Origin of the sequence: Pantoea sp. 1B4 (assembly GCF_016925765.1) — a bacterium.
Taxonomy (GTDB): Bacteria; Pseudomonadota; Gammaproteobacteria; order Enterobacterales; family Enterobacteriaceae; genus Pantoea; species Pantoea agglomerans.
The window spans coordinates 2,198,713-2,219,268 of record NZ_JAEUWZ010000001.1 but is presented as its reverse complement, the minus strand read 5'-3'; the positions used below and the strand labels follow the sequence as shown (position 1 = coordinate 2,219,268).

The following is a 20,556-nucleotide window of genomic DNA, read 5'->3' as shown; positions in this document are numbered from 1 at the left end:
ACTAAGCTATACCGGGGTAATTTAGGGAACAATGATATTTCTCCTTGTTGAGGTAATGGTGTCCATTTTGACGGATAGATGCAACAGGGTAGCAACAGCCAGATTACATCCCACTTAACTTATAATATAAAACCCCACTTCATTTACATTAACGGATATCTTTAGCGAGATAGTCTTAAACGGCCTTTTAAAGAGGACGGATGCCGTGGGGCATGGTTTCTATTGTGATGTGACTCATCCGGCGACAATTTTTTTATTGCCTGTGAAAGAAAACATAATTTCTGAATTTTTAATTACCTCTCTACCATCTGTTAAGTCAGCGTGGCTGCATCAGAGGAAATATTCAATCCGCTAATGCTCACAGATTGCGTTTAAATTCTGTCTCTTTTATATCAGGGATTTTTTCTTATAACAACATAACGATGTTTAATGCTACTCCTGTTGAGTTTTTATTTAATGTTACCTTTCTTTGTGCATAATTGTGCTTTGAATCGCATCATTAACTTTTCGTGTTCCTGTATTATAGGCAGTTAAGTTCCGGCCTTTTATTCATTAAACGAGTAAGAGGTTTTTTTTGAAAACAGAGGTTTTTTAACGGCGAATTATTAAACCCGCTATCAGACTGACGTCAATGATAACGCGGCTGGAGGAGGCGAATGGGCATCCGATTAACCGGTACGCTATCAGCACCGGCTGTGACGCAAGGCTGTTTCACGCAATGGCGAAGCAGAGTCTGCGGCAGCGCCCGCATTTCTGATATCTTTTGCGAGCCTTGCAAAACAGATGGCAGGAGTAAGCTACACTCAAAGGGCATAGCAAAATTGCTATCTGACACTGGAGGAAATTATGTCTGAACGCCCTGATTACGATGAGCCGCTGCCCGATGACGCTGAGATTTATCCTGAAGATGAGGAAGAAGATGAAGAAGAGGAACCACTAGAAAAGGATGTCTAGCGTCACCTGCATAATCTTTTATGACGCGTTATCGCGTTGCACCGCAAAACCGCCTGCGTGCAGTTTTGCGGTTTCTTACGTCGCCTGAATTTAGTGAAAAATTTCCCTCCCGGCTCGTTTCGACGATCAAAATGATAAATACAGAAAAATGAAACTCTTTTATTCAGAGAGATTGATATCAACCCTTTCCTGAAGTGCTTAAAAACGTCACATCGTGATGTTTGTTAATTAAATTAACATTGATTGTAATTATAAACTCTTTATTCGTTCTGATTTTGATTTAACGCATTTTGTCACCTTGCTGATTCACTAGTCAGCGGAATAGTATCCCTGCCGCAAATAAGCTTATAAAGCAGGGATAAAAATGAAATTACCAAAAATGTTAAGTCTGGTTGTGGCGCTTTCTACCCTCAACGTAGCCGGTGCGGCGGAACCACACTGGACGTACGAAGGCAAAGCTGGCCCGGAACACTGGAGCGAACTGACCAGCGACTTCCACATCTGCCACGAAGGTAAGTCCCAGTCGCCTATCAATATTAAAGATCCGATTGAGGGACATTTACAGGCACTCGATCTGGCCTACCATACGTCGGCTGAGAAGGTGATCAACAATGGCCACACGATTCAGGTGACCGTTGATGAAGAAGATGATTTTGTACTGGATCGGGAAAAGTTCACGCTGCGTCAGTATCACTTCCATACGCCGAGTGAGAACCAGATCAATGGGCACACCTTTCCCCTTGAAGCCCACTTTGTACACAGCAAAGAGGATGGCGATCTGGCCGTGGTCGCGGTGATGTTTAAGGTCGGTGAAGAGAATCCGGCGCTGGCACCGTTGATCGACGCTATGCCGAAACAGGAAAACCAGCAGGTAACCATTAATCGCCAGGTAAATTTACGCGATCTCTTCCCGGAAGATCTGCACTATTATCGTTTCAGCGGCTCCCTGACGACGCCACCCTGCAGCGAAGGGATTCGCTGGCTGGTGATGAAAGAGCCGGTTTCGCTCTCTCAGGCGCAGCTCGACGCCTTTAAACAGGCGCTGAAAACCACCAATAATCGTCCGTTGCAGCATCTCAATGGGCGCATGATTGTAGAGTAGTCACAGCGATTTCTGCTGCCTTTCGCGGTGCAACTTTTCCATCAGGCATCCCGGTGCTGCGAGCGCTTCTCTTCAGGCGGCCACCTGCCGCCTTTGTCCCATCTTTCAGACGCGATCCTGAGCCACTGGTTGCCACACTCCCAACGGCTAAAAATAGATAAGCTATTGATAATTATCAATTTTGCTTTGTTGATCCAATACTGACATAATTACAGTGTTTTTGCCGTTCTTAGTGAGGGTATGTGGCAGACGATTTTGCAGTGGATGGCGCGCTGGCGCTGGCGATCGCAGGCTTTAAGCCGCGTGAAGCACAGCGTGAGATGGCGCAGGCGGTATCTGAAGCCGTAAAACAGCAGGGTGAACTGGTGGTCGAGGCCGGTACCGGCACCGGAAAAACCTATGCCTACCTGGCTCCCGCTCTGAGGGCCGGTAAAAAAAGTCATTGTCTCCACCGGATCCAAGGCGCTGCAGGATCAGCTCTATGGCCGCGATCTGCCTACGATGATCAAGGCGCTGGATTTTAAAGGTAAAACGGCCTTGCTGAAAGGACGCTCCAACTACCTTTGCCTGGAACGCATGGAACAGCAATCGATGGCGGGCGGCGATCTCACCGCGCAGGGGCTGACCGATCTGGTGACGCTGCGCAGCTGGTCATCGCAGACGGAAGATGGCGACATCAGCAGCTGTGCGGGCGTGACCGAAGACAGCCCGGTCTGGCCGCTGGTCACCAGCACCAACGATAACTGCCTCGGCACTGACTGCCCGCGCTATAAAGAGTGCTTTGTGGTCAAAGCGCGTAAGCGCGCGATGGACGCCGATGTAGTGGTCGTGAACCACCACTTGTTTCTTGCTGACCTGGTGGTGAAAGAGGGCGGCTTTGGCGAACTTATTCCCGAAGCTGATGTGATGATCTTCGATGAAGCCCATCAGCTGCCCGATATCGCCAGTCAGTATTTTGGTCAGCAGCTCTCCAGCCGCCAGTTACTCGATCTCGCCAAAGATATTATTACCGCCTACCGCACCGAGGTGCGTGATGCTCAGCAGCTGCAGAAATCCGCTGACCGCCTGGCGCAGTGCGCGCAGGATTTTCGCCTGTCATTAGGCGATCCCGGCTATCGCGGTAACCTGCGTGAACTGCTGAGCGATAACAACATCCTGCGGATGTTTACGCTGCTGGATGATGCGCTTGAGCTCTGTTACGACGTTATCAAACTCTCACTGGGCCGTTCAGCCCTGCTGGATGCCGCCTTCGAGCGAGCCGCGCTCTACCGTGGCCGGTTAAAACGGCTGCGGGCGATTAACGAGCCGGGCTACAGCTACTGGTATGAATGTACCTCACGTCACTTTATCCTGGCGCTGACGCCGCTCTCGGTGGCAGAACGCTTCCGTGAAGTAATGGATAATCGTAAGGCTGCCTGGATCTTCACCTCAGCCACCCTGGCGGTGGATGAGAAAATGGCACACTTCGCCGAACGGCTGGGTGTGAATGCAGCAAAAAGCCTGATTCTGAACAGCCCGTTCGATTTTGCGAAGCAGGCGCTGCTCTGCGTTCCGCGCAATCTGCCTGAGCCTAACCGTCCGGGTGGTGCACGCCAGCTGGCCGCAATGATGAAGCCGCTGATTGATGCTAATAAAGGCCGCTGTTTCTTTCTCTGCACGTCGCATCTGATGATGCGTGAGCTGGCAGCAGAATTTCGCGCCTCAATGACGCTGCCCGTGCTGGTGCAGGGTGAAACCAGCAAGGGTCAGTTGCTGAAACAGTTCATCGATAAGGGCAATGCCCTGCTGGTGGCGACCAGCAGCTTCTGGGAAGGCGTGGATGTGCGGGGTGATGCGCTGTCGCTGGTGATCATCGATAAACTGCCGTTCACCTCACCGGAAGATCCGCTGTTGAAAGCCAGAATGGAAGATTGCCGGATTCGTGGCGGCGATCCCTTTACGGATGTGCAGCTGCCGGATGCGGTGATCACCCTGAAGCAGGGCGTGGGACGTTTAATCCGCGATACCGACGATCGTGGCGTACTGGTGATTTGCGATCAGCGTCTGGTTTCTCGTCCTTATGGCGCGCTGTTTCTCAATAGCCTGCCACCGACGCCGCGCACCCGGGACATTGCCCGCGCCATCGCCTTTATCCGCCAGCAACCCGAACCAGACGCGTAATTTTATGCTAAGATGCGCGCCGTTTTCTTTCTTCTGAGGTAGTCATGTCAGCCCGAATTTTAGCGCTGGATACGGCGACAGAAGCCTGTTCAGCCGCCTTGCTGAATCAGCAACAGATTGATGCCCGATTCGAAATTGCCCCGCGCGATCACACCCAGCGTATTTTACCGCTGATCGAAGAGCTACTGCTGGCACAGCAGCTGGAACTGACCGACCTGGACGCGCTCGCCTTTGGTCGCGGCCCTGGCAGTTTTACCGGCGTGCGGATTGGCATTGGTATTGCGCAGGGACTGGCACTGGGCGCTTCTCTGCCAATGATCGCGGTTTCCACGCTGGCAACGCTGGCGGAAGGCGCATGGCGTCTGCACGGTGCTACCCGGGTATTAACCGCTATTGATGCGCGGATGGGCGAGGTCTACTGGGCCGAATATCAGCGTGATGAACAGGGTGCCTGGCAGGGTGAGGCCAGCGAAAGCGTGCTGTCGCCCGAAGCGGCACTGGCCCGGATGCAGGCGCTTTCTGGCGAATGGATGACCGCAGGCACCGGCTGGCAGGCTTATCCTGCCCTGCAGCAGGGACACGAGCTTACCCTGAACGCCAGTGACGTTACGCTGCCCGCTGCAGAAGATATGCTGCCGCTGGCGACCCTTGCGCTGGCGCAGGGGAAGACGCTGCTGCCGGAAACAGCGGAGCCCACTTATCTGCGTAATGAAGTCGCCTGGAAAAAATTACCTGGCCGGTAAAATGCACGCAACTTATTGTTATGCGTCCAGTCTAACTCTTTACCTAACGGGAGAACGTCTATGTCGTCAATGTGTGGTAAAGGGCTTTCAGGTCTTCTGCTGACCTGTGTGCTGGCGTTAACCGGTTGTGTCTCAATTCCTGACACGCTGCAGGGCAGCTCACCTCAGCCGCAGCAGGATCTGTTGCGGGTCATGAGCAATCCTTCGCTCTTTGTCGGGCAGGAATCGCGCTTTGGCGGCAAGGTAGTGAATGTTACTAACCTGAACGGCAAAACCCGGCTTGAGATTGCTGCGCAGCCGCTGGATGAAAGCGCCAGACCACGTCTGGGTGCGGCCTCGGTCGGTCGGATTTATGCCGATATCCGAGGTTTTGTTGATCCGGTGGATGTCAGAAATCAGTATGTGACGGTGCTGGGTACCCTGAAAGGGACAGAGCAGGGCAAAATTGGCGAAGCAGATTACAAATTTGCGGTCATCGATGTGCGCGGTTATCAGCGCTGGCGACTTACCCAGCAGGTGACAGCACCACCCCAGCCGATGGATCCCTGGATCTGGTATGGTCCGACCCGCCATCGCGGTGGATACTGGGGTCCGAATCCCTACTGGGGAATGATGAACAGTGGGCCGGCAGAGGTGCAGACCATTCTGACCGAGTAAGTGAAAAAACATTTAATTATCAGCCCGGTCGCGGTGCTCGCTGCCGGGCTTTTTTATTTGCCTGTTTTATCAGCACGAAATTTAGTGATGCACTTCGCAACCTCAACATGCCAAAACAGGCAAACTGGTACAATCAGTTAAAATATTGTTAACAAACCAGATTGGCTGAGGCAGCGATGGAAATACAACATAATTATCGGGGTGGATCCTTGAATAAGGTTTGGCTGAAACGCTACCCGGCAGATGTGCCTGCCGAAATAAGTGCAGATCGTTACACCTCGCTGGTGGATCTGTTTGAGCAGGCCGCAAAACGCTACGCCGATCAACCCGCTTTCCTGAACATGGGTCAGAAGATGAGTTATCGTCAGCTGGAAGAGAAGAGCCGCGCTTTTGCCGCCTATCTTCAGCAACAGCTGGGCCTGAAAGCGGGTGACCGTGTGGCACTGATGATGCCGAATTTACTGCAGTATCCGGTGGCCCTGTTTGGTGTGCTGCGTGCCGGTATGGTCGTGGTCAATGTGAATCCGCTCTATACGCCGCGCGAACTGCAGCATCAGCTCAATGACAGTGGGGCCAGTGCGATTGTTATTGTCTCGAATTTTGCGCACACGCTGGAAAAAGTGGTGGCGAAAACCGCTGTGCGGCACGTCATCCTGACCCGGATGGGCGATCAGCTGGCGCCTATAAAAGCGACACTGGTTAACTTTGTCGTTAAGTATGTGAAGAAAGCTGGTGCCCAAATACCATCTGCCCGGGGCAATCTCATTTCGCCACGTACTGGAAGTCGGCGAAACGCTCAATTATCAGCGCCCGACGGTTTCCAATGACGATCTCGCCTTCCTGCAATACACCGGTGGCACCACCGGCGTGGCCAAAGGGGCGATGCTGACCCATCGCAACATGCAGGCGAATCTTGAGCAAACCCGCGCGACCTACGGCAAAGTGCTGCGCGACGGTAAAGAATGTGTCGTCACCGCGCTGCCGCTTTATCACATCTTCGCCTTAACGGTGAATGGCCTGCTGTTCCTGGAGCTGGGCGGTCAGAATCTGTTGATCACCAATCCGCGCGATATCCCCGGCTTTGTTAAAGAGCTGGGGAAATTTCCGTTTACCGCCATTACCGGCGTGAATACGCTGTTTAACGCGCTACTCAACGATGAGCAGTTTAATAAACTCGATTTTTCAACGCTGCGTCTTTCTGCCGGTGGCGGAATGGCGGTGCAGAAAGTGGTGGCCGAGCGCTGGGAAAAACTGACCGGACACTATCTGCTGGAAGGCTATGGCCTGACAGAGTGTTCTCCGCTGGTGTCAGTCAATCCCTATGACATCAGCTGTCATACCGGCAGTATCGGTCTGCCGGTGCCCTCGACCGATGTGCTGATTCTGGATGACGACGGCAATGAAGTTCCTCCGGGTGAACCGGGCGAACTTTGCATCAGCGGCCCTCAGGTGATGTTGGGCTACTGGCAGCATCCGGAAGCGACAGCGGAAGTGCTGAAAAATGGCTGGCTCCACAGCGGTGATATTGTTACCGTTGACCAGGAAGGCTTTATTCGCATCGTTGACCGCAAAAAAAGATATGATTCTGGTATCAGGTTTTAATGTCTATCCGAATGAAATCGAAGACGTGCTGATGCAGCATCCTAAAGTGCGTGAAGCCGCGGCTATCGGTGTGCCCAGCGATCTTTCTGGCGAAGCGGTAAAAGTCTGCATCGTGAAAAAAGATGCATCGCTCACCAAAGAAGAGGTGCTCGATCACTGTCGCCGTCAGCTGACCGGTTACAAGGTGCCGAAAATCATTGAGTTTCGTGATGAGTTGCCTAAAACCAACGTCGGCAAGATCCTGCGGCGTGAGCTGCGCGACGAGGCGAAACCCGGCGCGAGCTGAATCCGGGCAGAAATTGAGGTTGAACGCCGGCATGTCCGGCGTTTTTATTGTTTTTAACATGGAGCGCCGCGCGTTGTTGGCTGCGGTGGAAATCAGACGTGAACTATTCCCTTATCGACCAGGATGATCAACTGGCAGACGTGTGTCAGAAAGCGCGCCAGCACGCGGCGGTGGCCCTGGATACCGAATTTGTCCGCACCCGCACTTACTACCCTCAGCTTGGCCTGATCCAGCTGTTCGACGATCAGCAACTGGTGCTGATTGACCCGCTGAATATCCTTGACTGGTCACCCTTTATTGCCTTGCTGACCGACACCAGCGTCACCAAATTCCTGCATGCCGGGGGTGAAGATCTGGAAGTCTTCCTGCACCGTTTCGGCGTGCTGCCGACGCCCATGATCGATACCCAGATTCTGGCTGCCTTTTCTGGCCAGCCGCTCTCCTGGGGTTTTGCCTCAATGGTGGCACATTTCACTCAGGTCGAACTCGATAAAAGTGAATCACGCACGGACTGGCTGGCGCGCCCTCTGACCCAGCGTCAGTGCGAGTATGCGGCGGCGGACGTTCACTATCTGTTGCCAATTGCGCGTCAGCTGATGATCAATACGGAAGAGGCCGGCAATATGTCGGCGGCACTCAGTGAGTGCGATAACCTGTGTCAGCGTCGTCTGGATAGCCTGTTGCCGGATGAAGCCTGGCGGGATATTACCAATGCCTGGCAGTTGCGCCCGCGTCAGCTGGCGGCGTTACAGCGACTGGCGGCCTGGCGTCTGAAGCTGGCGCGTGAAAAAAGATATGGCCGTTAACTTTGTGGTGCGCGAAGAGCACCTGTGGAAAGTGGCGCGCTTTATGCCCGGCTCGCTGGGCGAGCTGGATCATCTGGGGCTGTCAGGCCACGAAATTCGTTTCCACGGCAAAGCGCTGGTGGCGCTGGTGGCAGAAGCTGAGGCGCTGGATGAGAGCGAACTGCCGGCTCCGCTGGGCAATCTGATTGACCATCCGCACTACAAGCCAGTGTTTAAAGCGATGAAAGCGCTGGTGCAGCAGGTGAGTGAGCAGAGTGGATTCAGTCAGGAGCTGCTGGCGTCACGACGTCAGATTAATCAGGTATTAAGTCAGCACTGGGGCCTGAAGCCACAGGGACGTCAGCCGGAGTTACTCACCGGATGGCGGGGCGAACTGCTGAAACCCGGCATTGAGGAGATTCTGGCGGGTTGTTAACCGGTTAAATTTCCCCTGCCAGAGCGCAGGGGAAATTCAGCAAACGGTCAGCGTCATTTAGTCACTTCATCCGTTTCCGGCAGCGTCACGTTCAGCTCCAGAATCGAGATATCATCACCTTTCTGGTCGAGCTGAACCGTTACCATTTCTGGATCGATCTTCACATATCTGCAAATCACTTCCAGAATGTCGCGCTTAAGTTGCGGAAGATAGTGGGGCTCACTGTCGCCCCTTCTCCGTTCTGCCACGATAATCTGCAGCCTTTCCTTGGCTATATTGGCAGTGTTCTTCTTCCGGGATAAAAAGAAATCAAGTAATGCCATGGTTTATCCCCCCGAACAGGCGTTTCAGGAAACCCTTCTTCTCTTCTTCGATAAAGCGGAAGGGGCGTACTTCACCGAGCAACCGTTCAACGGTATCGGCATAGGCTTTGCCAGCATCAGATTCGCCGTCAAGAATCACCGGTTCGCCCTGGTTAGAGGCACGTAACACCGATTGATCTTCAGGGATCACGCCGACCAGAGGAATGCGCAGGATCTCCAGCACATCTTCCATGCTCAGCATATCGCCACGGTTCACCCGGCCAGGGTTATAGCGGGTCAGCAGCAGATGCTCCTTCACCGGGTCCTGACTGTTTTCAGCGCGACGGGATTTGGATGAGATGATGCCGAGGATGCGGTCGGAGTCGCGGACAGAAGAGACTTCCGGGTTGGTGGTAATAATGGCTTCATCGGCAAAGTAGAGCGCCATCAGTGCGCCCGTTTCAATCCCTGCCGGTGAGTCACAGACGATGAAATCGAACTCCATCTTAGCCAAATCGTTCAGAACTTTTTCTACACCCTCACGGGTCAGCGCATCTTTATCACGGGTCTGCGACGCAGGCAGAATGTAGAGCTGCTCCGTGCGTTTGTCGCGAATCAGCGCCTGGTTCAGTGTGGCATCGCCCTGGATTACATTAACGAAGTCGTAGACCACACGGCGCTCACAGCCCATGATCAAATCCAGGTTACGCAGACCGATATCAAAATCGATCACAACTGTCTTTTTGCCTTTCTGCGCTAAACCGGTGGCGATGGCCGCGCTTGACGTGGTCTTACCAACGCCCCCTTTACCGGATGTAACTACAATAATGCGTGCCATAAATGTTGATTTCCTTAACAAAAGAAAAGGGGCCTAATTAAGTGTCTGGATAGTCAGCGCGCCATCCTGCAGGCACAGGCGCGCAGCTTTACCAAAAAATTCTTGCGGGATCTGATCCATGATCCAGTACTCTCCGGCAATCGAGACCAGCTCGGCAGCCAGGTTGGTACAAAAAATCTGGCAGTTGCGATCACCGCTGGCACCCGCCAGGGCGCGACCGCGCATCATGCCGTAAATGTGAATATTGCCATCGGCGACCAGTTCGGCGCCGGCGCTGACGCTGCTGGTGATGATCAAATCGGCGTCACGCGCATAAATCTGCTGGCCCGAGCGCACCGGGGTGTTCACGATGCGGGTTTTCGTTGCTACCGTTTCGGTTACAGCCGGCAGTGGTTCTGGTATCGGCTGCGGCGCGGCGGCTTGCGGTCTGGCCTCTTTACCTTCTGCCAGCACGGGCAGGCCGGCACGGGCGATCATACGTTTCAGCGCTTCATCTTTGCAGCCGCTTACGCCGACAATGCGTAAACCGGTGGCGAGAACCGCCTGTTGCAACAGTTTCCAGTTAACATCGGCACTTAATGTCGAGACGTTAAGTACCACCGGCGCGTTTTTCAGGAAATCTGGAGCCTGGTCAATCTTGTCCTGGAGTGCCTTGCGAATCACCGCAGGGTCATGGTGATGCAAATGGACGACAGACAGGGTGAAACTGCTACCTTTGAATTCGATTGGCGTTTGCGACATCTGTCCCGACTCAGTCCTGTTTTCACTACCGAAAGCCTGGCGATGATAAAATCATCGTGGAAGCGCTAACGGTGAATATTCGAAGTTCTGCAAGCATGTTATAGTTACAGCTATATTCAGACAAGCCTCAACGCCGGTTAATTCGAGTAAAAAATATGTTTTGTGTGATCTACAGAAGCCCGTTACGTGACCAGACTTATCTCTATGTTGAAAAAAAAGGACGATTTCTCGCGCGTTCCGGAAGAATTGCTGAAAGGCTTTGGCAAGCCGCAGCTGGCGATGGTGCTTAAGCTGGCGGGGCGGGACAGGCTGGCTAATGCGGATATCAATAAAGTTAAGCAGGGATTGAGCGAGCAGGGCTATTATTTACAGCTCCCTCCGCCGATTGAAAGTCTCCTCAACATTCATTTACAGGCCGATAAAAAACTTTAACTCGGATTCTTCTGTAAATATAAATCCTGTCGGTGCGATCCTGGCAGGATAATATTGCCCTGATGCTGCGCAAAATTAACGGTGCAGCTTATCTGTTTCACCCCTTTTTTAAATTCCCTGCTCAATTTTTTCTCCCGATTTGTACGATTATTCAGCGCTTCAACCCCTGCATTTACGCTTTCTGACAAATTACGCACCCCGGACCGTTAAAAGGATCTTATTATCACGCTATGAGGTTGGCATTTCGATCAACGCATGAGCAAACATCAACCCGCCAGCAGCGCTGGCATCACACCTAACCTGAACAGGGGATGAGCATGTATCAGCATCGTAACTGGCAAGGCGCTCTGTTAGATTTTCCGGTCAGCAAAGTGGTTTGCGTTGGGAGTAATTATGCAAAGCACATTAAAGAGATGGGCAGCGCAACCCCAACCGAACCGGTGATCTTTATCAAGCCGGAAACGGCGCTGTGTGATTTGCGTCAGCCGCTCTCTATTCCTGACGCATTTGGCGAGGTCCATCATGAAGTTGAACTGGCGGTGCTGATCGGCGCGACACTGAAGCAGGCGACCGATGCGCATGTGGCTAAGGCGATTGCAGGTTATGGCGTGGCGCTGGATCTGACACTGCGTGACCTGCAGTCCGGGCTGAAAAAAGCGGGCCAGCCGTGGGAAAAATCCAAAGGCTTTGATAACGCCTGTCCTGTCTCCGGTTTTATCCCGGTGACGGAATTCAGTGGCGATCCACAGAACGTCGAGCTTAAATTGCTGGTGAACGGTGAAGTGCGTCAGCACGGCAATACCGAAGACATGATTCATAAAATCCTGCCGCTGATTGCCCATATGAGCCACTACTTCACCCTGCGTGCAGGCGATGTGATTCTGACCGGTACGCCAGAAGGGGTAGGCCCGATGCGCTCGGGTGATCAGCTGGAAGTTTCACTGGCGGGTCACGGCATCAGCACGCGCGTACTCTAAAAACTTGCATCACCGTCGCATAGGCTTTATAAGGTGCGGTTTAGGCACAATCCGGACAAATCATCATGACTGACACCCCTTTCTGGCAACAAAAACGCCTGGCACAAATGAGCGATGAGGAATGGGAATCCTTGTGTGATGGTTGTGGACAGTGTTGCCTGAACAAATTGCAGGACGCCGACACCGATGAGATCTACTTCACCAATGTCGCCTGTGATCAGCTCAATATTAAAACCTGCCAGTGCCGTAACTATGAGCGCCGCTTCGAGCTTGAAGAGGATTGCATCAAGTTAACGCGCGAAAATCTGACGACCTTCAACTGGCTGCCGCGCACCTGCGCCTACCGGCTGCTGGGTGAGGGCAAAGATTTACCCGTATGGCATCCGCTGCGGGCCGGTTCGAAAACAGCGATGCATGCGCAGCGTATTTCGGTGCGGTATATTGCGGTGCGTGAGAGTGAAGTGCGGGACTGGGAAGATCACATCATTGATCGCCCCGATCGCAACGGCTGAGTGCCGCGCTATCAATCGGAACAGAAAAAAGGCTGCCAGTGGCATAATGCTGGTCAGTTAAGATTAGATTTGTAAAGGCTGTCACGGTCAAACGTGGCAGCTTTTTTCCGGGCGAGCAAGCCGCAGCGCGTGCCTGCGCACCTCTGCTGCTGCCGGGCCGTCCTCGCGCCGCTCACGCGGTACCTTCGGCTTTGACGTCGTGCCGACGAACCGTTCGGGGATCGGCCCTCCCTGGCCGGCCCCGACCTGTCCACGCTTCCCGGCGTGGACTTCTGGCCCACCGTCACGCCTCAGCGCTGCGGATAGCCCTTTCAGCAGCAGAGGCGCTCAGGCCTCCACTCTCGTGCCCTTTTTAACAATACACACTGAAGTTTCAGAGCAGGCTGGTGCCGGGCAGGGGCAGGCAATCCGCAGCGCTGAACAGAATGAGTCTGCCAGGAGAGCCCGCAGGACGCGGGCGAAAGGCGGGGCGGCACAGGATGTGCCATCCCCGGCGGTCCGTCAGGCAGAGGAATGAAGTGAAGGAACCGCGCAGCGGCGCGAGGACCGCCAGCCCCTGCCCGGCACCAGACTGCGTTATCACCTGTCGCTTAACTGACCAGCATTATGCCAGTGGCAGCCTTTTTTGATCTCAGCGACCAAAGAGATCGCGGCGTTTAGGTTTCAGCGGCTGGGCTATCAGCACCAGCGCCGCGACCAGCAGATAACCGGCGAACACCACAATCATCCACTGCGGCATGCTGAGCGTCAGGAAAGTCCAGCTGCGTTCTGCACAGTCACCGCTGGCAAGAAACACCGACGGCAGCCACTTATCCAGCGGTAAGCCGCTGGGGAAGCGGGCAGCAAAATCACAGGTGGTGAAGGGGTTAGGGTGCAGCTGAATCATGGTATGTTCATAAGAGAGACGCAGACCTTCCCAGGCACTGTAGATCCACAACGCCAGCGCTGCCAGACGCAACGGCGATTTTGGCGCAATCGCACCAACCAGACCCGCGCCCAGCACACCAAACAGCGCATTGCGCTCATAAATACACATCACGCAGGGCTTCAGGCCCATTACGTGCTGAAAAAAGAGTGCTGTTAATTCCAGTGCAAGTGCAGTCAGTGCCAGTAGTAACCAGGCTCCGCGACCACGTGAGCATTGATTCAGATATCGCAACATATTGCATTCCATGTAAACGTTAATGCCACGCAGTGTAAACCAAAAGCGTTTGCAAACCAGCCAGGGACAGGGAAAAATCGTGTGCAAACATGACCTGATTCTGATCCAGAGCAGGTTAAATGAGGATAAGCCAGACCTTATCGGCAGAACGCCGGTCAGTGAAGAGCGGGGAGAGCCGCAGTGGCGACAGAGGCGATCGCATGCGGCAGGAGGCGAAACGGCAGGCGCGGGTTATATGCTGTCAAAGTCCTGCGCTTTCAGGGTGGCTGAACGCTGACACTCAGCGGTGCTGTGGCACGCGCCATTTCAGCGCAGAAAGCCATTCAGCCCGCCCGTGATCCCGAAGCCGCTGATACTGCGGTCAGCCATGCTGAAATATGCGCCTGCGCCCGGTTTTAATGGTTACGCAGGCTATATCCGCTATAGGGCGTCTGGTATGATGAGTGCCCATCATGATTAGAAAAGCAACGAGAACACATTGCTATGGTTATAAAGGCTCAGAGTCCAGCGGGATTTGCTGAAGAGTATATTATTGAAAGCATCTGGAACAGTCGCTTTCCGCCAGGGTCGATTCTTCCTGCTGAGCGTGAGCTTTCTGAATTGATTGGGGTGACGCGCACCACCTTGCGTGAAGTGCTGCAGCGGCTGGCGCGCGATGGCTGGCTGACTATTCAGCACGGTAAACCAACGCGGGTGAACGATTTCTGGGAGACGTCCGGCCTGAATATTCTGGAAACGCTAGCCCGTCTCGATCACGACAGCGTTCCGGTGCTGATCGACAACCTGCTGTCGGTACGCAGCAACATTTCATCGATCTTTATCAGCCGTGCGCTGCGCCATCATCCGGACAAAGCGCGCGAAGTGCTGGAAACGGTCAGTGCGGCTGCCGATCAGGCTGATGCCTATACCGAACTCGACTACCGGGTGTTCCGCGGTCTGGCGTTTGCGTCAGGTAACCCGATTTACGGTCTGATTCTGAATGGCCTGAAAGGGCTCTATACCCGCGTTGGCCGCCACTACTTCTCTAATCCGGAAGCCCGTCAGGTCGCGCGCGATTTCTATCTTAAACTGCTGGAACTGTGCGACAAAGAGCCCGGACAGGATGAGATTGTGGACGTGGTGCGCAACTACGGCCGCCGCAGCGGTGAAATCTGGCACAGTATGCAGAAGAATCTGCCCGACGATCTCGGCAGTAAGCGTTAAAAAAAACCGGACATCGCGTCCGGTTTTTTGTTTTTATCCCATCAGAGTGATGAACCGCGTGGTGGATTACGATCCAGCAGCTCTACGCTGCCATCCTCGTTCTGCTGTTCCAGAATCACATCAAATCCCCACAGACGATGCACATGCTTCAGCACCTCGCGACGGCTCTTATCCAGTGGCGTGCGGCTCTGCGGCACATAACGCAGGGTCAGCGAACGGTCACCGCGCAGATCGACGTTATAGACCTGAATATTCGGTTCGAGATTACTCAGGTTGTACTGCGCAGAGAGCTGCTGGCGAATTGCCCGGTAGCCCGCCTCATCGTGGATCGCGGCGATTTCGAGATAATTGTTGCGGTCATCATCCAGTACGGTAAACAGACGGAAATCACGCATGACTTTCGGCGACAGGAACTGGCTGATAAAACTCTCATCCTTGAACTCGCGCATCGCAAAATGCAGCGTTTCCAGCCAGTCGGAACCGGCGATATCCGGGAACCAGTAGCGATCCTCCTCGGTCGGCGACTGACAGATACGCTTGATATCCTGCATCATCGCGAACCCTAAAGCATAGGGGTTGATGCCGTTATACCACTGACTGTTATAGGGCGGCTGAAACACGACGTTGGTGTGGCTGTGCAGGAACTCCATCATAAAGCGTTCCGACACTTTGCCTTCATCATAGAGGTGATTGAGGATGGTGTAGTGCCAGAATGTTGCCCAGCCTTCATTCATTACCTGGGTCTGTTTCTGCGGATAGAAATACTGGCTCACCTTGCGCACAATGCGCAGGATCTCACGCTGCCATGACTCCAGCAGCGGGGCGTTTTTCTCCATAAAATAGAGCAGGTTTTCCTGCGGCTCAGAGGGGTAGCGCGCGGCTTCAAAGGTCACGGCCTCTTTCTCACGCCGTGGCAGCGTTCGCCACAGGGTGTTCACCTGACTTTGCAGATACTCTTCACGGCTTTTCTGCCGCGCTTTCTCCTCCTGCAGAGAGATCTTCTGCGGGCGTTTATAGCGGTCGACGCCATAATTCATTAAGGCATGGCAGGAGTCTAGCAGCCGCTCTACCTCTTCGACGCCATAGCGCTCTTCGCAGTCACTGATATAGTTTTTGGCGAACAACAGGTAATCGACAATCGATCCAGCATCCGTCCAGCTGCGGAACAGATAGTTATTTTTAAAGAAAGAGTTGTGGCCATAGCAGGCATGCGCCATCACCAGCGCCTGCATGGTCATGGTGTTCTCTTCCATCAGGTAGGCGATGCAGGGATTAGAGTTGATGACAATCTCATAGGCCAGACCCTGCTGACCATGCTTATAGCGCTGCTCGGTCTCGATAAACTTTTTGCCGAATGACCAGTGTGAATAGTTGATTGGCATGCCGACGCTGGAGTAGGCATCCATCATCTGTTCAGAGGTAATCACTTCGATTTGGTGCGGGTAGGTATCAAGCCGGTAGAGTTTAGCCACCCGGTCGATCTCGGCTAAGTAGACATCAAGCAGTTCGAATGTCCAGTCTGGTCCGTCATTGAGTCGTTTGCTGTCTCTGATGGCTTCGTCAAAGATTGTCGTCATAGCGCACCTCTTTTTTTGCAAACCGGCTGACCCGAAAGACAACCCGTTCTGGTTATTTAAGGCTTCATCCTGAAAAAGGGAACCCGAAAAAAACTGAGCGAACACAACAATGATAGCCCACTGTCGCTTATCCGAAATGCGAACTCAAACGAATTCTTTGGCACAAAATCATTAAGAGTGGTGCGGCAGAGAATTTAACAGCCTTTAATACTGGTCTTATTATAAATTGCGGAATCTAATCCTGTTTATAAGCGGAATGTATGGGGTTGAATGAATCTCCTGCAACAGGCAGATTTAACTGCCTTCGTTGTCATTTATTTCTGTGTTTAAGGATTAAGACGCATAAAGCGCTGAAATTGGCCGTGCGACAAGATTTTAGTTACCTGAAAAGTAAAAAAAGATGTGAAATGGATGGTGAAATTCTGTGGTGGTGTCTGCTGTGTAAATCCGCTGACTATCATCAGTTGAACAGTGAATTATGCTTTTACAGGTCGGGTGGGGGGAGCTATGCACGTTGTAATTCTTGGAAGTGGTGTGGTCGGGGTGGCAAGTGCCTGGTATCTGGCGCGTGCCGGACATCAGGTGACGGTCATTGATCGTCAGCCCGCCGCAGCGATGGAGACCAGTGCGGGGAATGCCGGTCAGATTTCACCGGGTTATGCCGCACCCTGGGCAGCGCCCGGCGTGCCATTGAAAGCGGTGAAGTGGATGTTTCAGCGTCACGCGCCGCTGGCTATCCGCCTGGATGGCAGTAGTTTTCAGCTGGAGTGGATGTGGCACATGCTGCGCAACTGCGACATCAATCACTATCAGCAGAACAAAAGCCGCATGGTGCGGATTGCCGAATATAGCCGTGACTGTCTGAAAGCGCTGCGCAGTGAAACCGGCATCGCCTATGAGGGCCGTCAGGGCGGGACGCTGCAACTGTTCCGTACCCAGCAGCAGTTCGACAGCGCCAGCAAAGATATTGCGGTGCTGCGCGACGCGGGCGTGCCCTATGAGCTGCTGCAGGCGCATGAACTGTCTCGCGTTGAACCGGCACTGGCGGCAACCCAGCATAAACTCACCGGCGGATTACGCCTGCCCAATGATGAAACCGGCGACTGTCAGCTCTTTACTCAGCGGCTGGCAAAAATGGCCGAAGAGGCGGGCGTGGTCTTCCGCTTTAATACTCCGGTCGACCACCTGCTGCGCGATGGCAATCGCATCTATGGCGTGAAGTGCGGTGATGAGATCATCAAGGCGGACAGCTATGTGGTGGCGTTTGGTTCCTACTCGACCGCGCTGTTAAAAAATGTCATCGATATTCCGGTCTATCCGCTGAAAGGCTATTCACTCACTATTCCGATTAAAAATCCTGATGCCGCACCGGTTTCAACTATCCTGGATGAGACCTACAAAGTGGCGGTGACGCGGTTTGACGATCGTATTCGTGTCGGCGGCATGGCGGAAATTGTTGGTTTTAACACCAAACTCACCGAAGCGCGGCGGGAAACGCTGGAGATGGTGGTCAGTGATCTCTATCCTGAAGGCGGTCATCTCGCGCAGGCGAGTTTCTGGACCGGTCTGCGTCCGATGACGCCAGACGGTACGCCGATTGTGGGCGCCACACCGATCTCTAATCTCTGGCTCAATACCGGTCACGGTACGCTGGGCTGGACGATGGCGTGTGGTTCTGGTCAGTTGCTGGCCGATCTCATCTCCGGTAAAAAGCCGGCCATTGCGGCGGATGACTTAGCGGTGTTCCGCTACTTACCCGGTTTCGCGGCGACCTCATCGCCGCTGCGTAACGCCAACGCAACTCGTTAAGTATTCAGGGAGAGAGAGGATGTCACGTCCGATTGTCGCTACCATCAACCAGCAGGCGTTACGTCATAACCTGACTGTTGTTCGCCAGGCGGCACCCGCCTCCCGCGTCTGGTCAGTGGTGAAAGCTAATGCTTATGGCCATGGCATTGATCGCGTGCGCGAGGCGTTATCTGCCACTGACGGCTTCGCGCTTCTTAATATGGAAGAGGCGATCCAGCTGCGCGAACAGGGCTGGAAAAAGCCGATTCTGCTGCTGGAAGGTTTCTTCCAGCCAGAGGATCTGCAGCTGATTGACCGTTATCGTCTCACCACCAGCGTACACAGTAACTGGCAAATCAACGCGCTGGCCAGTGCCAGACTTGCAGCACCGGTTGATATCTATCTCAAAATGAACAGCGGGATGAACCGGCTGGGTTTTCGCCCGGAACAGGTCAACGGTGCATGGCAAAAGCTGCGGGCGCTAAGCACGGTAGGTGAGATGACGCTGATGGCCCATTTTGCCGATGCGGAAAATCCGCAGGGTCTGATTGCGCCACTGCAGCGCGTAGAGCAGGCGGCTGAGGGGCTGAACTGCCCGCGATCGCTCTCCAACTCCGCCTGCACCCTGTGGCATCCTGAAGCGCACTTTGACTGGGTCCGTCCCGGCATCATTCTGTATGGTGCGTCGCCCAGCGGTGACTGGCAGGACATTGCAGGCAGTGGCCTGAAGCCAGTGATGACCTTAAGCAGTGAGATTATTGCGGTCCAGCAACTACAGGCGGGCGATGGCGTGGGTTACGGCTACCGCTATCACGCCAGTGCAGCGCAGCGAATTGGTGTGGTGGCCTGTGGCTACGCGGATGGCTATCCACGGCATGCCCCGACGGGTACGCCCGTCTGTGTCGATGGTGTGATGACTCAGGTGGTTGGTGCGGTTTCGATGGATATGATCACCGTCGACTTGACCCCCTGTCCCCAGGCCGGTATTGGCTCAGCCGTGGAGCTGTGGGGTGAGCAGGTGAAAATCGATCAGGTGGCAAAAGCGGCCGGAACGGTAGGGTACGAGCTGATGTGCGCGCTGGCACCCCGCGTTCCGGTCACGGTTATTTAAGCGCGGTCAGGCTGCCGCGCATCTTTCTGCTGCAGCGCCAGGCGATAAAGGCCAGCGCTGCACCCAGCAGCATCATCAGACTCAGCGACAGCTTCTCCGCCACCGGCAGCGCCACAATGACCAGGCTGCCTGACGCGCCACCGGCCATCTGAATGAATCCCTGCAAGGCGGACGCCACGCCCGCCTGTTGCTGATAGGGCTCCAGCGCATAGCTGGTGGCCGGTCCCACCGTAAAGGCCAGCCCGGCAACTGAAACGGCCACCGGGAACATGTAAAGCGCCCAGTGCGTCTGCATCTCCGCCGGGAAGATCTGCATCCCCGCTACCAGCAGCACCGCGCCCAGCAGCATAGTGAAGAATCCCATCGCCAGGCAGAAATGGCGACCCGCTTTGCGAATCGCTTTATTCACGAACATGCTGACAAACATGATCCAGAAACCGTTGGCGCCAAAAGCAAAAGAGAACTGGATTGGCGTCAGCCCGCCTTCGGTCATTAATACCTGCGGTGCCAGCGACACGTAGGTCAGCACCATGCCCAGCGCACCGGCATTGGCGAACGCGAACGCCAGAAAGCGCGGCTGACGCAGGATCGCGGCATACTGTTTAATCGGTAATCCTTTCACCCGCAGGGTATCCGCCGGGCGCGTCTCTGGCAGCCAGATAATCACCAGCAGCGTAATCAGCACGCCGTAGGCGCAGAGAAACCAGAAGGGTGCGCGCCAGTCAAAGGCGCTTGCCAGCAAACCGCCCAGCAGCGGAGCCAGGGCCGGGACGATGTTTAATGCGCCATTCAGGAAGCCATACGCACGGGCGGCATCATCACCGCTCAGGCGGTCACGCACGCCGCTAAAGGCCACGACCGCGCTGCAGCAGACGCCACAGCCCTGCACCAGACGGGCAAGGACGAACAGCGGGAATGAGGTGGCGGTGGCGGCGATGGCACTCCCCGTGATGTAAAGCGCCAGGCCCAGCAGGGCAATCGGCTTACGGCCATAGTTGTCCACCAGCGGGCCGGTCACCAGTTGTCCCAGCCCCATAATCAGCAGAAACAGGGGAATGGTGGTTTGCACCAGATTAACCGGCGTATCCAGCCCTTCTGCGATTTGTGGCAGCGTGGGCAAATAGAGATCGATGCCTAAGGGTGCCAGCAGCACCAGGCTTAATAACAGCAGAGTAAATTTTTGCATAA

14 protein-coding genes and 4 pseudogenes are annotated in these 20,556 nt (G+C 54.2%); 12 read left to right on the top strand and 6 right to left on the bottom strand.

Features of this window, described 5'->3' with window-relative positions; genetic code table 11:
* The first annotated feature begins 1,318 nt into the window (after nucleotides 1-1,318).
* From JNO11_RS10840 to rnd, 6 genes and pseudogenes are all read left to right on the top strand, one after another.
* Nucleotides 1,319-2,056, top strand: coding sequence for a carbonic anhydrase family protein (locus JNO11_RS10840; protein WP_325177289.1), 738 nt, complete (start codon nucleotides 1,319-1,321; stop codon nucleotides 2,054-2,056).
* A 242-nt stretch (nucleotides 2,057-2,298) separates the two neighbouring features.
* Nucleotides 2,299-4,216 (top strand): annotated as a pseudogene (locus JNO11_RS10835) (ATP-dependent DNA helicase).
* Nucleotides 4,217-4,260: 44 nt separating this feature from the next.
* Complete coding sequence (gene tsaB, locus JNO11_RS10830) at nucleotides 4,261-4,959, top strand: tRNA (adenosine(37)-N6)-threonylcarbamoyltransferase complex dimerization subunit type 1 TsaB (protein WP_010260559.1); 699 nt, start codon at nucleotides 4,261-4,263, stop codon at nucleotides 4,957-4,959.
* 60 nt (nucleotides 4,960-5,019) lie between these two features.
* Nucleotides 5,020-5,616, top strand: a complete 597-nt coding sequence (locus JNO11_RS10825) for a Slp family lipoprotein (RefSeq protein ID WP_033779045.1) — start codon at nucleotides 5,020-5,022, stop codon at nucleotides 5,614-5,616.
* 209 nt (nucleotides 5,617-5,825) lie between these two features.
* Nucleotides 5,826-7,504 (top strand): annotated as a pseudogene (fadD, locus tag JNO11_RS10820) (long-chain-fatty-acid--CoA ligase FadD).
* Nucleotides 7,505-7,602: 98 nt separating this feature from the next.
* Nucleotides 7,603-8,725, top strand: a pseudogene (gene rnd, locus JNO11_RS10815) (ribonuclease D).
* 53 nt (nucleotides 8,726-8,778) lie between these two features.
* On the opposite strand, the gene minE reads toward rnd, so the two are convergent.
* The 3 genes from minE to minC are packed head-to-tail and all read right to left on the bottom strand — an operon-like array spanning nucleotide 8,779 to nucleotide 10,606.
* Complete coding sequence (minE, locus tag JNO11_RS10810; protein ID WP_008925314.1) at nucleotides 8,779-9,048, bottom strand: cell division topological specificity factor MinE; 270 nt, start codon at nucleotides 9,046-9,048, stop codon at nucleotides 8,779-8,781.
* A complete protein-coding gene (gene minD, locus JNO11_RS10805; protein ID WP_325177288.1) occupies nucleotides 9,035-9,865 on the bottom strand; it encodes a septum site-determining protein MinD in 831 nt (276 codons plus the stop codon). Before minD ends, minE begins: the two co-directional genes overlap by 14 nt.
* A gap of 33 nt (nucleotides 9,866-9,898) precedes the next feature.
* Complete coding sequence (minC, locus tag JNO11_RS10800) at nucleotides 9,899-10,606, bottom strand: septum site-determining protein MinC (RefSeq protein ID WP_010260571.1); 708 nt, start codon at nucleotides 10,604-10,606, stop codon at nucleotides 9,899-9,901.
* A 155-nt stretch (nucleotides 10,607-10,761) separates the two neighbouring features.
* Between minC and JNO11_RS10795 the strand changes: the two are divergent.
* From JNO11_RS10795 to JNO11_RS10785, 3 genes and pseudogenes are all read left to right on the top strand, one after another.
* Nucleotides 10,762-11,038: pseudogene (locus JNO11_RS10795) on the top strand (YcgL domain-containing protein).
* Between the two features lie 317 nt (nucleotides 11,039-11,355).
* A complete protein-coding gene (locus JNO11_RS10790) occupies nucleotides 11,356-12,015 on the top strand; it encodes a fumarylacetoacetate hydrolase family protein (protein WP_033757876.1) in 660 nt (219 codons plus the stop codon).
* Nucleotides 12,016-12,080: 65 nt separating this feature from the next.
* Nucleotides 12,081-12,527, top strand: coding sequence for a YcgN family cysteine cluster protein (locus tag JNO11_RS10785; protein ID WP_010260578.1), 447 nt, complete (start codon nucleotides 12,081-12,083; stop codon nucleotides 12,525-12,527).
* A gap of 631 nt (nucleotides 12,528-13,158) precedes the next feature.
* On the opposite strand, the gene dsbB is transcribed toward JNO11_RS10785, so the two are convergent.
* Nucleotides 13,159-13,689, bottom strand: a complete 531-nt coding sequence (gene dsbB, locus JNO11_RS10780; RefSeq protein WP_010260580.1) for a disulfide bond formation protein DsbB — start codon at nucleotides 13,687-13,689, stop codon at nucleotides 13,159-13,161.
* Nucleotides 13,690-14,172: 483 nt separating this feature from the next.
* Here dsbB and fadR point away from each other — a divergent pair, with 483 nt between their 5' ends.
* Complete coding sequence (fadR, locus tag JNO11_RS10775; RefSeq protein WP_010670276.1) at nucleotides 14,173-14,892, top strand: fatty acid metabolism transcriptional regulator FadR; 720 nt, start codon at nucleotides 14,173-14,175, stop codon at nucleotides 14,890-14,892.
* 41 nt (nucleotides 14,893-14,933) lie between these two features.
* Here the strand turns inward: fadR and JNO11_RS10770 are convergent, their stop codons facing one another.
* Nucleotides 14,934-16,469, bottom strand: a complete 1,536-nt coding sequence (locus JNO11_RS10770; RefSeq protein WP_022625556.1) for a SpoVR family protein — start codon at nucleotides 16,467-16,469, stop codon at nucleotides 14,934-14,936.
* 507 nt (nucleotides 16,470-16,976) lie between these two features.
* On the opposite strand from JNO11_RS10770, the gene JNO11_RS10765 reads away from it, so the two are divergent.
* Both JNO11_RS10765 and dadX read left to right on the top strand, forming a co-directional pair.
* Nucleotides 16,977-18,278 carry a D-amino acid dehydrogenase gene (locus tag JNO11_RS10765; RefSeq protein ID WP_010260588.1) on the top strand — a complete coding sequence of 434 codons (1,302 nt, stop codon included), beginning with the start codon at nucleotides 16,977-16,979 and terminating at the stop codon, nucleotides 18,276-18,278.
* Nucleotides 18,279-18,297: 19 nt separating this feature from the next.
* Entirely contained in the window at nucleotides 18,298-19,368 is a 1,071-nt protein-coding gene (gene dadX, locus JNO11_RS10760; protein ID WP_010670275.1) for a catabolic alanine racemase DadX, read from the top strand.
* On the opposite strand, the gene JNO11_RS10755 is transcribed toward dadX, so the two are convergent.
* The gene (locus JNO11_RS10755) at nucleotides 19,361-20,554 is read right to left on the bottom strand and encodes a multidrug effflux MFS transporter (protein ID WP_325177287.1); all 1,194 of its coding nucleotides are present in this window, start codon (nucleotides 20,552-20,554) and stop codon (nucleotides 19,361-19,363) included. The genes dadX and JNO11_RS10755 overlap by 8 nt on opposite strands.
* Between the last annotated feature and the right edge of the window lie 2 nt (nucleotides 20,555-20,556).